Below are 13,050 nucleotides of genomic sequence, written 5' to 3'. Positions count from 1 at the left end.
GCCAGGCAGAAAATTGCTATCGACCCGGCTCTTGCACTTTGCATTTCAAACCGCCCTGGGATACACGGGCGTCGGGCCAGACAAGTCGCTCTTGCCATACGACGTCAGTCGTGGTTGCCACCGTGCGCACTTCGTGAGCGGATGCTTTCGAGCCAGTACGACTGCCTCTTGTCGACCCACTTCGGCCCGTCAGTCCAGTCGATCTCAACGGCGACGTCCAACGGTAAATCGGTCGTTCGCTGCCCCGCATGGCTAGCTGCGGCAGCCCGCCAATGTGACGGTGCCATGAAAATGCCAACGTACGCAATCGTACACTTCTGCTCGGTTTGGTCTTCGGGCTTCGCGCCCAGAGCACTATTTTTCAGAAGCACGTCCCTCGACTGACAAAACCGGCGCGGGACGTGCCGGCCTGTATGGCCCGCCGATTTGACTGCGCCGGAGCGCATCCTTACTTGCCAGCCACCTCATTGAAAAAGCCATCCGGTCTCCTGATGGCGGTCGTTGCAAGTGTTGTAAATTGGGGGTATGTCGTGAAACGAATCGGTGCCGCATTCCTTGCGGCAGTGCTGAGCGCTACGATCGCGTCAGAATGTCAGGGGCAGTACACGACTGACTGGATAGCGAATACGTTTGGGACTAACGCCACTCACGTAGGTAACGCCGCGCGTTCGATGTGGGTTGCGCCAGAAGGCACCATTTACACTGTTTCCATGTGGGACGAGAACGAGGGCGGCATTGCGATCTACAAGAGTGGTTTAAACGCCGGCAGCATTGGCGCGCATGGTGAACCACAAGGCAGTGCCATCACAGGCAATGCCACCAAGCTCTGGGCACCGCGCCAGTGGGGACGCGTGAACGTGGTCTACTCGAGCGGCCTGGTGATCAGATACGACCGGGTGACGGGGGCGTTTGACCAGAACATCCAGGTCTCGTGCGACACCACCGAGCGGCGCGCCGATGTGATCACCGGTATCGCCACCTGGTCCCACTTCTGGGTGGCGAGCGACAACCCATGCGCGCGCATGCGACTTTACGACACCAATGGCACCTGGCTGCGTGACATTGCCGTGACTGACCCCGGCGCCCTAGCCTTCGACCGAAATGGCAACATCCTCGTCGCCCAGGAGGCAGAGGGCACTGTCCTTCAGGTCGACCGGACGGGGACGATCCTGCATACGCTCACCCTGCCCACTGGCGAAGTCCCGCATGCGCTCTACTTCGACCCAACCACGCAGTATCTTTGGATCGGCGACGCAGGACCGGACCAGAACGCGAAGATCTACGACACGCGCACGTGGACACTGAAAAGCACGTTCGGGGTGAAGGGTGGCTATCTGGATACAACGACTGGTACGAAAGGCCAGGTGGGGAGCTTGCGCTTTGCGCGCATCGACGGCATCGGCAAAGACTCGGCCGGCAACCTCTACATCCTTTCCCAGCCGTGGGGAGGCTCATGGGATCATGGCCGCACAGGAGGCACAGACCTCTATGCATACAACCCGACAGGCAAGCTCCTCTACAACCTGCGTGCACTGAATTTCGAGGCGGTAGCCGCACCGGATCCGGCGACTGACGCAACCCTGTTCTATTCCGGCGTGAACATCTATTCAGGCACAGGCAGTGCGGACTGGAAGTTTGTCGCCAACACCGTTGACCCGTTCACGTATCCATCCGACCCCCGCCTCGACGTGACTTACCGGGGTCGCGGCCTGCACTTCGGCATGGTTGCGAACGCAGGAACGAACAGGGTGCTGGTCGCCACTGACCAGAATCCCGACGGCTTCTACTTCTTCCACTTTGACCCCGCCCAGGGCTACACTGCCGTCCCGGATGGGGTATTGCCGGGCACGCTATTCAATGCTACTGCGCTGGTTCGCAACGGCTTCTGCCTCGACAGCAGGGGCGACGTGTGGGCCGGGCTCGACAAGACGAACCGGATCTGGCACTGGCCGCTGACCGGGTTCGATGCGAACGGCAAGCCGTCATGGGGAGCGCCCGTAACCGTGCCAGTTCCTGCATCGATCGGTGACCTGAGCCGCATCATCTACCTGCCCGAAAGCGACACGATGATTCTCGGGCAGCGGATCACGGGCAGCACAGACTGGACCGGCATCGGAACCCGCGTAGAGGTCTACCACGGGTGGCTCGCCGGCAACACAACCAACCCGAACCCGGTTATCACGCTCACCAGCGCCAATCCGAAGTCCCTCACTGCTGCTGGCAACTACCAGTTCGTTGGCTACGTCCACACCGTGCCCAACATCGATGCCATCAACCTGACGACTGGCAGGTTGGACAATACGTTCATCAACAGCAACCCCAGCAATGTGTACGTCGGCAATGACGTGGATTCGATGTACGGTCTTGGATCGTACCTTCGATCGACCGGGGAGTACGTGGTCACGAAGGACAACTACAACGGCTCCAGCATCGTTGTTTATCGTTGGACTCCGTGATCACCCGTGTCCGTCGCGCCTGGTCCACCGGCCTCAGACCAGCAATCTGGCAAGAGTCACACCGTAATCAAGGGCAAGCACGCCCCGCTCCCACGCATCGGGGAGGAACGTTGTCGCGTTATCGAGCGGTCATGGCGATGGATCTCCCGCATCAAATGAGTTCGATCACATTTGATGCAGGAGATCTGCACGTCCGGCGCAGGTGAACCGCGCGATTGTCGAGATGGATCAGGTCACGCAGCAGACGCCGCGCTCGTCGAGACAAACGGCGGCCCCCGCCCACTCGTTGAAGGATCAGATCGATGTGCTGCGCGAAGCGATCGAAAGCTTCTCGCTGCCTGCCTGACCACCGCTTCGGCCATGCGTGACGAGCGTCACGCGCGTAAAGTTTTATAAAGGTTATTGCGCGAGAAACCTTTCGACGAGGCGCGCCCAGTACGCCGCGCCGACAGGAAGATTGGCATCGTTGAAGTCGTAGTGCGGGTTGTGGACCATGCAGCCGTCCTCGCCTGCGCCGTTGCCGATGCATAAAAACGAGCCCGGGCGCTCGTGCAGCATGAACGCGAAGTCTTCGCTGCCCATCAGGATGTCCACGTTCGCGACGACGTTTTCCTCCCCGACGAGTTCGCGCGCCACCTGCGCGGCGAATTCGGTCTCCGCGTCGGAGTTCACGACGACCGGATGGCCCTCCACATAGGCCACGACCGCCGTCGCACCGTAGCTCGTGGCCTGCGCCTGCACCAACTCGGCGATGCGGCGCTTGAGCAGCCCGCGCACGTCTTCGCTGAACGAGCGCACGCTCAGTTCCAGCGTCGCCGAATTGGAGATGATGTTGTTCGCGGTGCCTGCATGTAGCGAGCCGACCGTGATGACTGCCGCCTTCGACGGATCGACGTTACGCGCGACGATCGTCTGCAGCGCCATCACGACGCTCGACGCCACCACTACCGGATCGACCGTCAGATGCGGCCGTGCCGCATGGCCGCCGACGCCTTCGATCGTGATCGTCACCTTGTCGCCCGCGGCCGTGAACGCGCCCTTGCGGAACAGAAACGTACCCGGCGGCATGCCCGGATGGTTATGCGCGCCAAACACGGCGTCGCAGGAAAAGCGCTGGAAGAGGCCGTCGGCGATCATCTTCTGCGCGCCGCTCGGGACGCTGCGCTCCTCCGCCGGCTGGAAGTACAGGTGCACCGTGCCGCTGAAACGCTGCGTGCGCGCGAGATGGCGCGCGGCACCGAGGAGCATCGTCGTGTGGCCGTCGTGGCCGCATGCGTGCATCTTGCCGTAGGTCGCGCTGGCGTAGGGCTTGCCGGTCTGCTCGACGATCGGCAGCGCGTCCATGTCCGCGCGCAGGCCGATGCTGCGCGTGCCCTCGCCCACCTTCAGCGTGCCGACGACGCCCGTCTCGCCTACGCCGCGCGTCACCTGCCAGCCCCATTCGGCAAGCTTCTGCGCGACGAGCGCGGCCGTTAGCAGTTCCTCGAAGGCGAGTTCGGGATGTTGGTGGATGTGGTGGCGAATCTTGCGCAGAGAGGGGGCGTCGTCGGCGAGATCGGGGATTTCGGTGTAGCGGGAAGTGAGCGTCATCGGGGAAGCCCTCGTGTGTCGGGTAGGCGCAGGACGTCAAAGAAAACAGGAGTCGTCATTCAGTTGCACCAACCCGGGCGCGAGCGCCGCGCCGAGGGAAAGCAGGAAGGCATCACGGAAATACACTACTTGAACCGTTCCGACTGACAATACATTCGACATGGCGGTCCTCCTGCACACAATTAACCGTTCTTACTGCGCGGCGCGGTTGGTCGACCACGGCGCGGGCAGCCGGCGCACCAGCACGGCCGCGAACGTCTCGCCGGTGTCCGTATGGCCGAACCAGGCGTCGCGGTCGCAGGCAGCGAGAAAGCTGTGCATTGCGCCGAGCGAGCCTGTCTCGATGACGACGCGCAGGGCGCGGCCCTCCATCGGGATAGTCAGCCGACGGCTGGTGCCCGCCGTGTACGCATCTTTCGTATCACCTTGCTGCCGGCTCCAGCCGAAGCCGAAAAGATTGCCGCCACTCTTTTCACTCGCGTCCCGCAACGGGCATGCGCTTCGTTGGAGCACTGGGAAGTTTGCGATCTCGACAATGCCGCGCGCATCGATGAGAGTCATCGTGTCTTCGAGATCACCGCGCCACTGCGTGAGTTCCGCGGCCATCGACTGGCAATCGACCCGCTGTGCCATCGCGGGAGGACCCGGTATCAAGGTCAACACCATTGCGGCGATGTCTTTCCACATCATTGCCTCCCACGGGCAACAGCGAGCTGTCATGGCTCTGCGCTAAGCTTCGCGGTCGAGTGCTTCGGTCGTGGGGCGTTCTCGCTCGACCAGCGCGTTCATGCGCGACTGCATCGGGACCACGCGACGCAAGTGGGGCAGCAGCCACTCGACCGCGAGATCCCGCTGATCTGCTCGGCTCAAAACCTTCTCCGCTGTAACTGTTCGTCGCTTCAAACGGGATGGCGTCAACGGAAGCGGCTTATCTCGAACGCAAGTGCAGCGGTCTCACCATCGTGCGGAATGCACCAATTTTGTGAGAGCGAGAGGCGGGGTACTTTGAGCCGCATGCGAGCATGCGGCTCAAAGTTCAATCGACTCAATTTCCGCAAAATTGAACACTTGTCGGATGAGCTGACCTTCTTCAGATAATAACTATGAAATTAGTCTTCAAATAGATTGTCTTGTTTTGCTGCTTTGCGAGGACGGCAAGCGGGACAGCCCACAAAACCCCAACTAGTGCACGAGCCTAGAACCTGCGTTCGAGGGTGAGTCCAGGAGTCGACGGCACGAATCATCGAGTGCTGCCAGCGACAGAAAAGCCTGCAACTCCTCCCTCCCGAGATCGCTGTCATTCATTCGCAAGGCCGCCAACGCCAGGTTGTATGTTGGAGTCGAATCGATGGGGTCGAGCCTGCGCGCATGGGAAAAACTGTCGACGGCTTCGCGCCATGCGCCAGACGAGAGATGGGCGCTGCCTAATGCAATCCACGCGGCAGGATCGCCCGGAGCCAGTCTGGTCGCTCGGCTCGCATACTCCAGGGCTTCGGCAGCGGCGCCCAAGCTCCTGAGACAATTGCTGCCATTTATAAGTCCGCATAGCACGTTGCTCTGTGCAAGTTGTTGATACAGTGGAAGTGCCTCCGCACGGCGCCCGAGTTTTTCCAGGCAGATGGCCTCATTGAACGCGGTGGCGTCGTCCTCTACATGGGTCAGAAAAGCGTCGTACGCACGGACCGCTCCTTCGTATTGGCAAAGCTGCATCAACGTGTTGCCCTGTTCACGCAGATGCTCACACTCGACCTTCAGCGGTGGGTGACCGTCGCATTTCATGGTCCGCATAGAACGTGACCTGTACTTTTTCAGCAGGACCAGTGCAAAGACGGCCATGCACATTATCGTATTGCCGACGTTCACCCAGAACATCTCATTGGGTTGACCTCCACTGACTTCAAGAAGCATGAGCGCAAAGGTAAGGTTACTTAGAAACCAGATTCCCCACGAAACGAGGCTGTAGCTGCGGACGTCAGCGTCTTGCGCCATCACTTTCCTTATGGTTGGAAGATAGGCGAGAATTCGCGCCCCGTTCCAGACCAGGAACATCGCGGTGATCCAGTGACTGAGATAGTAGTACATGTGGTTTCCCGAGGGCCGCCGCGACAGATCGTCACGGTGCGCCGGCTTTGCCGTCTGCATGCGCCGGAGCGGGGGCGGGGGCGAGGGCGCAGTACAGGTCAGGCAGGCACTGGGCAAATGCCGGATTGTTCGCAGTCCTCGCGCTCCTCAACGGGAGCCGGATTGATGGCGGTGCACGATATACGCTGATCACGGTCGGCCGAGGTCCGGTGACACCGATGGAGTCTTCCACCGACATTGCTTCCGTACCCGCGTGGACCAACCCTGACCCGCAAGCCACGACAAGCCCCATGGACATCGCAATCAGCTTGTTTGCGTTTGGCTTCATTGCCGATCTCCTGACTTTTGCGTAGTGCCGCTCTCAGAGCGGACCACCGTCAGAGTTTCGGTCAGCATGGCCTTCCGATAGCCTTCTGATCGCTCACGCGGACGCGCAAGCCGGTTCGTCTATCGGGTCCGGACCGACTGATACAGGCTTTGGGTCGGCGCAGAGGGCTCAATGCCCAGTGTGACCGACAGGATCTGTCGGCAATGACGGTATGCATCAAGGGCTTCAGCGATGCGGCCCTCCTCACTGAGCGAGAAAATCAACAAACGATGAAATTCCTCGTTAAGCGGGTCGTTCTCAACGGCCCGTCGGGAAAGGCTCGTCAAGGCCGGCCAGTTGCGAAGGCGCTTGAGTTCGAGCCCGACGCTAGCGATCGTGCGGGTAAATTGGCTTCGCAAGCGTGCGCGAGCGGCGATGGCCCACGGGGTTTCCTCGCCGTGCAGAAAGTGACCCGAATAGAGAAGCAGGAGTTCGTCGGCCAGTTGCGCCCATCCGATTGCATCGGTATTGAGTGAAGTGGCTTGTTCAACCTGCTGACAAAGGCGCTCGAAATTCCACGTATCGACGCGGAATTGTTTCGCGTCGAGGGTGACGCAACCATCCTGCATGACGAGGGCATCGTCGCGGCCCACTAGCTTTCGCAGCCGATGCAACGCGAGTTCGAACGCGTTCTGTCCCGCGTCCCCGTCGAGGTCGGGCCACAACTGGTCGATCAGCGTGACTTTGCGAGCGTGTCGGCCGGGATGGGCGATGACGGCCTCGAGCAATTCCAGCGGCTTGCGCTGTGGCTTACCACTAAAGCGCAGAGGCTCATCGTCGACGAACACCGCCAACCCTCCCAACGTGTTGACACGAACGGCCCAGGGCCAAGGGTCAACATCCGGCGATTCGGGCAGCAGCCGTTCCCCCCTGATGAATGCGCGAACGTATTCGCATTCGATGCCGTTCTTCAGCGCGAACGCCAGCAGGCGTTGCATCGCTTCAGGGCGTGCCCACGGATGGATGAAGCGGAACTGATGCGTACGGCCGATACTCAGTCCACGTTTCAGCGGTTCCAACGCGGATTGCGTGGCGTCGGCCTGAAGCCGACAGTATGCCGAGAGCAGAAGGCCGGCGTGCTCGAACAGCGGGCTGCGCATGTCCCTTGCGATCTTCAGCATCTCGTCCAGATGCGTCTGCGCCGCCGCGCAATGCCCGGTACAGATCAACGCCTGCGCCAGAGCGTTGCGGCACAGCGCAGCGCCCACTGGCATTCCACACGCGAGCGCAGCCTTCAGGCCGCGTTCGCCATATTGCACTGCGGCGTCCAGATCGCCGTTGAGCAGATGGCGACCTGATTTCAGATAGTTGAAAAGCGCGGTATCCGGTCCCGCGCCGGTCTGAAGCAGACCCTCCATGACGTACAGGCTGCGGTCCGCCGTGTCGAACTGGCGCGCCGCCAAACAGGCATAAGCCCGCTGCGCATGAATGTAGCGGTCCATCACATGCACGCCGCTTTCGCGTGCAATGACAAGGGCCGCGTCCAGAAGCGCCAGGGCGTCGGCCGGCGAGCCGGTGCTCCAGTGGTAGCGAGCCTGTTGCAGCCGCCAGCAGATCAATGGAAGCGGCGCGACGTCCGCTTCTGGCGGCGACTGATCGACCGTGCGCAAGAGTAGCGCCGCCTTCGGAAAGTCGCCTTGCCAGATGTGATGCATGAGCAGAACCGCGCCCGTCCTCAGACGCTGCTCGGTACCCGACATCGTCGAGAGCAAGTTCCAGGCTCGCTCGACCCATTGAGGCAGCTTGGGATGATCGGGTCGACGGAAGATGATTCCTTGCAGGCAAGGCACCAGCCTCGCTTCAAGAGAGGGAGGCAGAGCGTGCGGGATCTTTTCTAACGCGTTCTCGAACGCGTCGATCCATTCGTCCGCCGGATGAAGGTCCTCCGCGCGTTCAAGGAAGAACGTTTCGATCATGGCTGCAGCGCACATCACGCAGCCGACGACATCCTCCTCTTGCTTGAAGCACCGGAACGCTTCTTTGAACGCGGCCCGAGCGTCGTCGGAAGTGAACGGCATACGAGCAGCGCCAAGCCAGTACGAGAGCCAGGGTGCGCGCTTGCGCACGTCCTCGTCCGTGCGGCAGATCCAGTCTTCCAGGGTCCGGTGTCTGCCTTGGCTCAACAGGCCGTCCGCATGTTCGCAAATCAGGCGAATCAAAGCCTCGCCATCTTTCGCGAGCGAATAGAGCGCCACCGCCTGTTCGATCTGGCCTTGTTCTTCGAGCACCCGCCCGGCCTGCGCGGCGAGCCTTTCGCAGGTTGCCGGTCTGTACGCCTGCCGTGCACGATAGAGAAGGAACTCGCGAAAGAGCGCATGGTACTGATAGGTAAGCTCCGCGCCGCTGCGCCGTTCCGTGAACATGTGCCGGCGATACAGCAGGTCGAGAATGCTTGCCGCGTTTGAGCGGCCGGACATTTCGCGCGCGGTCTTCACGGTCATGTTCGGAAGAAACGCTGAACGCATCAGGAAGTTGCGCATGGGTGCGGGCGCCTGGTCGAACACAAGACCGGCGAAGTAGTTGAACACGGCTTCAGTCGCCTGGGGTGCGAACGGCTCCGCTGCGACGCTGACACGCCCAATGCGTTCGATCATGAGCATGAGCCCAGCCACCCATCCGTCCGACTGCTGCTGCAGTAGCCGCAGCGATTCACTGTCGACGTTGTGCCTGGTCGTCGCAATCTCGGCGGTTTCGGCGAGGGTCAGCCGCAACTGTTCCCATCCGATGACAGCAAGCTTCTGATTCGCGACGAGCCGGACGAATTCAGGCGGCGGCTCTGTCAGACTGATGATGATCAACCGGATGCGTTCGGGCCGTTCTTCCGCAGCCTTTTCGATGATCCGGTGCAGCACCGTGCCTGTGCCCGCTTCCTGATAGTTGTCGAGCACGAGCACAGCCTTGTCGGGCAGTCGGGCAAAGAGCTCCCGAAACCAGTTCTGCGCGAACCCCACCGGGTCTGAATCGAACTCGGGCGTGAACAGCGGCAGACGCGCGGTGCGCTTGCCGTTCACGCAGGAAAGCGCGCCCTCGCGCAGGTAAAAAAAGAAAGTCGCCGGATGCCGGTCGGCCGCGTCCACCTGAAACCATACGCCAGGCAAGCGGCGAGTGGCCAGATAGCTAGCGACGAGTGTAGTCTTGCCAGCGCCGGGCGGACCTGTGATCCAGGTTATCGCATGCTCTTGCTGCGCATCCAGCAGCGCAAAGAGGCGTGGGCGGGCAATGGTCCGGTGCAATCGTGGGCGCGTCAACTTCGCGAGTAGCGATTTGCTGTTCGGCATTTACTCTTACCTGCGTCGGCCGCGAGACAGCCCGGATCTCGTGCGCCGACTCAGCAACTGTTCGCCGACGCGCCCTACCGGAATGTCCTCGGAAGGTCGCGTTCCGCCACACTTCCGCTCAAATCAGACATTTGCAGCCGGCGCGTCCGAGGCAAAAAGTGCACCCAAGCTTTCGCGGTGGACGGCTCAAGCACAGGCGCCTGCCGCATGGTTCCGCATCAAGTTTGGGAACAACCGCAGGGGCCCTATCCGTAAGATTTCTAATCGATTACGGGCGAAAGTCAAGTCGCTTTCAGGCGAGACGGGATTGTTGCGCCGGCGGGACCAGCCTCCGGCGACAAGCAGTGTAGTAGTGCGCGGATCTCTACGGTCCTGTAACGGACAACCTCAGGCGCATTCGCAGACGCTCTTCGTATGGCGGCGAGCCTCGCCGCCAGAACAACCGGACGAATCCCGGCAATCTTGACCAGAAGTAGTCACCGCTTATGCTCGAAGTGAACGGGTGCGCTCGCCTCCTCATTCACATGGAGGCGGAATATATCGGGACGTGCATAGTGGCCAATGACATCAAAGTCGAATTTGCCCCTTGCCAGGTCACCAAGATCCAGTTCGTGGACCAGTAGCGCATCTTCATCGAATACGGGACCGGCCAGCACCGCTCCGAGGGGCGCCACGATGCAGCTGCCGCCGCGCATCAGAATGGTGTCCGGATCGTTGCCCTGGAACGCTGCATAGCTCTCCGGGGCATCGCTGCGTCGCAGATGCTGGCACGCAGAGAGAACGAAACAACGGCCTTCCATCGCAATGTGCTGTGCATGGATGACACCCACGTGGGGCGGCTGTCCTCCGTCGGCGCACAGTAAATCTGAAGGCCTTTCGCGTACATGGCCATGCGTAATAGCGGCATATAGTTTTCCCAGCAGATCACCGCTCCCAGACGGCCGAATGGCGTATCGAATACGGGAAGCGTCGATCCGTCGCCGAATCCCCAGATCAAACGCTCAGCCCCCGTGGGCATCAGCTTTCTATACTTGCCGAGAAGCCTGCCATCGGGCGCCAGGAAGATCACGGTACAGTACAGCGTGCCGCCGTCGCGTTCAATTACACCGATCACCAAGTATTGCTTCAGGTCGCACGCGATCTCGGTGAGCCGGTTGGTCCAGACGGATGGCACCTCGATCGACAGCAAGGCAGCAACGCTCACCGGAATGACCAGCTTGAGGCATCGATTCGTGAGGCGTGCAGCCACCCCCGGTGGAATCCTCACACCTGAAATGCAGACAACGAAAGCTCAGGCTCATGTCGCGGCAGCAAATCGGATCCAGGCGCAGCGGTATGCCGGGTGATTTCTCCTCGGCGCGCCATTTATCGATTAAAAGTTTGAGAAATTACGTTCGTGCACCTTATGTTGTCGCCAATCGAGTTGACCAGACCATCGCGCCGCATGATCGACGAGCATCGAAATACCGACCGAGACCACGGATATGGACCCGGCAAGGAGCAGTGTCGGATGCACTGCCACATGCTCGATAAATTGGATAAGCAGCTGTTGAAGCGGAAAGTGAACGATGCATATGATGAGGCTTGCACGACCAATTGCGCTCACCGTTCGTCCGACAATAGGAACGTCTCCTAGCAATGACCCAATCGAGAACACGAGATAAGAGCCAAGCAAGGCGGAAAGAGTTGTGAGTCCCGCGCTGTCATAGCGTCGCAGGTTCAGATCCATCGATGATCCAGGTAAAGCCTGAACAAAAACGAATGCGGCAACGGCGCATAGGATTAACCAGCCCTTCGGTTGCATATCCAGCAAAAAGCGGCGCCATACATGACCAGCCAGAACAAACGCGAGCGAAAGAGGCAGTAGATCGATACTCCACGGAAGTTGAGCCGGCGCGTCCTGTCGATCGAAATGGTGCAATATCCAGCTTCCAGCGGCGATCAATGCAATCGCAAGTAAGCCACATGTCGTGCGTTGATAGGCGACGCGTCGTGTGAGACGCGTGATCAGAAAAGCTGAAATCGCCACCAACCAGAGATGGGGCAGGAACCATAACGTTACCCAGGGAACCGTTGCGCCTGATGCATACAGCGCCCCAGAGATCGTCTGCGCAGCGCGGGACATGGACAGCGGCATCTGCCACAATGCCTGTGCCATAACCACTGCAGCATAAGGCACGAGCAGTGACACGGAGCGCGTCGCAATGACGTCGCGCCAGTGCGCGTCGTTGCGGGTAAACATACCGGTGGCTAGAAAGAAAACAGGTAGCGCGAACGCGAGCAACGCATCAAAGATTTCGCCGTCGTGCTTGAGCAGCAGCGGATTGTGAATTGCAACAATTCCGACCATCGCGATCCCTTTGGCGACGTCAACATGAAGGGAACGCTTCCCGTCCACCTGCGCATGACTGGCTAAGCAGTGCGCATCACCGATGGTCTCAGTAGTGGAACGAAGAGTGAGCACGGCTCCTCCTTTTCGAGCATGTTGCGTCCCGAGATGCACCGGGAAACCAACTATGGTTTGAGCTTGAGTCAGCATGACCTTCCGATAGCCTACCGATCGCTGAAGTCACGTGTCGTGTCGGCACCTATCGCGTCCCCACAACCAGATCAGGCTCCGGATCGCGCCGAGGGATCGATTAACAACGTAACCGACAGAGCGTGCGGCAAATCACGGTACGGCCGGTTCGTGCTGAACTGATCGATCTTGAAAGCGAGGTATCACCTATCCGAAGGTCACACGACATTAGACCCAGCGGCGTTATCGTCGGAGCCGTTGCAGTTCAACCCAGAGCGCCTCTTTTGCCAGCCCATGAAGACTCGCGAGTTGCTGCTCCCAAAAACCCGACCGCGCTACCAACTTTGGCATAGAACGGCCGCTTGATGGCGCGGAGCTGACGGCTGTGTGACTGAGTGATGTTGGCGTCGAACGTCGACTTTTGGCCGGTTCCGGCAGTTCGTCAAAGGCCTCCGTCAAGCCGCTCCAACTCGACGGGGAAGTTCCGTAGCCGGACCCACAACGGTCGGTCGAACTGGCGTCGACTCAATGGCCGGTTCCCAGGTCAAACCGCCATCCGATTGCACCGAGGTCGCAGCGGCTCCTCGGCCAGTCGGCATTCAAGTATCGGCTTGGGTGAGGCCGCTACGCGACATAAACTGTCAGTGGAAGAGTTCTGCCGAGGACAGGGCTTTGTTCCTGAGCTGGCCCCCGGCAACGAGCACCCGGCCATCGGACAGCAGGGTAGCGGTGTGCGAGTCGCGCGACAGGGCGAGGCTG

At 60.4% G+C, this 13,050-nt stretch carries 9 protein-coding genes and 1 pseudogene; 2 read left to right on the top strand and 8 right to left on the bottom strand.

The window, feature by feature from the left end; translation table 11 throughout:
• The first annotated feature begins 491 nt into the window (after window positions 1-491).
• Window positions 492-2,456, top strand: coding sequence for a YncE family protein (locus tag FVF58_RS49905; RefSeq protein WP_188131225.1), 1,965 nt, complete (start codon window positions 492-494; stop codon window positions 2,454-2,456).
• 202 nt (window positions 2,457-2,658) lie between these two features.
• On the top strand, window positions 2,659-2,802 hold the full coding sequence (locus FVF58_RS52205) for a hypothetical protein (RefSeq protein ID WP_188131224.1): 144 nt from the start codon (window positions 2,659-2,661) through the stop codon (window positions 2,800-2,802).
• Window positions 2,803-2,855: 53 nt separating this feature from the next.
• Here FVF58_RS52205 and FVF58_RS49900 read toward each other — a convergent pair whose 3' ends face one another.
• The 8 genes and pseudogenes from FVF58_RS49900 to FVF58_RS49875 all read right to left on the bottom strand — a co-directional run bounded on the left by FVF58_RS49900 (window position 2,856) and on the right by FVF58_RS49875 (window position 12,312).
• The gene (locus tag FVF58_RS49900; protein ID WP_149676826.1) at window positions 2,856-4,046 is read right to left on the bottom strand and encodes a M20 aminoacylase family protein; all 1,191 of its coding nucleotides are present in this window, start codon (window positions 4,044-4,046) and stop codon (window positions 2,856-2,858) included.
• Between the two features lie 36 nt (window positions 4,047-4,082).
• Window positions 4,083-4,208 carry a hypothetical protein gene (locus tag FVF58_RS54385; protein ID WP_281291367.1) on the bottom strand — a complete coding sequence of 42 codons (126 nt, stop codon included), beginning with the start codon at window positions 4,206-4,208 and terminating at the stop codon, window positions 4,083-4,085.
• Between the two features lie 30 nt (window positions 4,209-4,238).
• Entirely contained in the window at window positions 4,239-4,652 is a 414-nt protein-coding gene (locus tag FVF58_RS49895) for a hypothetical protein (protein WP_149676825.1), read from the bottom strand.
• A 123-nt stretch (window positions 4,653-4,775) separates the two neighbouring features.
• Window positions 4,776-4,916 carry a hypothetical protein gene (locus FVF58_RS52200; RefSeq protein ID WP_188131223.1) on the bottom strand — a complete coding sequence of 47 codons (141 nt, stop codon included), beginning with the start codon at window positions 4,914-4,916 and terminating at the stop codon, window positions 4,776-4,778.
• A gap of 312 nt (window positions 4,917-5,228) precedes the next feature.
• On the bottom strand, window positions 5,229-6,128 hold the full coding sequence (locus FVF58_RS49890; RefSeq protein ID WP_149676824.1) for a tetratricopeptide repeat protein: 900 nt from the start codon (window positions 6,126-6,128) through the stop codon (window positions 5,229-5,231).
• 447 nt (window positions 6,129-6,575) lie between these two features.
• Complete coding sequence (locus tag FVF58_RS49885) at window positions 6,576-9,773, bottom strand: AfsR/SARP family transcriptional regulator (protein ID WP_149676823.1); 3,198 nt, start codon at window positions 9,771-9,773, stop codon at window positions 6,576-6,578.
• Between the two features lie 476 nt (window positions 9,774-10,249).
• A pseudogene (locus FVF58_RS49880) lies at window positions 10,250-10,956 on the bottom strand (nitrilase-related carbon-nitrogen hydrolase); the annotation flags it as partial.
• Window positions 10,957-11,145: 189 nt separating this feature from the next.
• Entirely contained in the window at window positions 11,146-12,312 is a 1,167-nt protein-coding gene (locus tag FVF58_RS49875; RefSeq protein WP_149676822.1) for an acyltransferase family protein, read from the bottom strand.
• Window positions 12,313-13,050: the final 738 nt, after the last annotated feature.

Origin of the sequence: Paraburkholderia panacisoli, from assembly GCF_008369935.1 — a bacterium.
In the GTDB taxonomy this organism is placed as follows: domain Bacteria; phylum Pseudomonadota; class Gammaproteobacteria; order Burkholderiales; family Burkholderiaceae; genus Paraburkholderia; species Paraburkholderia panacisoli.
This window is presented reverse-complemented; position numbering and strand designations above follow the sequence as displayed.

Excerpts from the sequence above, each read along its gene's own strand:
- FVF58_RS49905 (WP_188131225.1), top strand. The coding sequence starts at position 492 with ATGGCGGTCGTTGCAAGTGTTGTAAATTGGGGGTATGTCGTGAAACGA.
- FVF58_RS49875 (WP_149676822.1), bottom strand. The coding sequence starts at position 12,312 with ATGCTGACTCAAGCTCAAACCATAGTTGGTTTCCCGGTGCATCTCGGG.
- FVF58_RS49890 (WP_149676824.1), bottom strand. The coding sequence starts at position 6,128 with ATGTACTACTATCTCAGTCACTGGATCACCGCGATGTTCCTGGTCTGG.
- FVF58_RS49885 (WP_149676823.1), bottom strand. The coding sequence starts at position 9,773 with ATGCCGAACAGCAAATCGCTACTCGCGAAGTTGACGCGCCCACGATTG.
- FVF58_RS49895 (WP_149676825.1), bottom strand. The coding sequence starts at position 4,652 with ATGGCCGCGGAACTCACGCAGTGGCGCGGTGATCTCGAAGACACGATG.
- FVF58_RS54385 (WP_281291367.1), bottom strand. The coding sequence starts at position 4,208 with ATGTCGAATGTATTGTCAGTCGGAACGGTTCAAGTAGTGTATTTCCGT.
- FVF58_RS49900 (WP_149676826.1), bottom strand. The coding sequence starts at position 4,046 with ATGACGCTCACTTCCCGCTACACCGAAATCCCCGATCTCGCCGACGAC.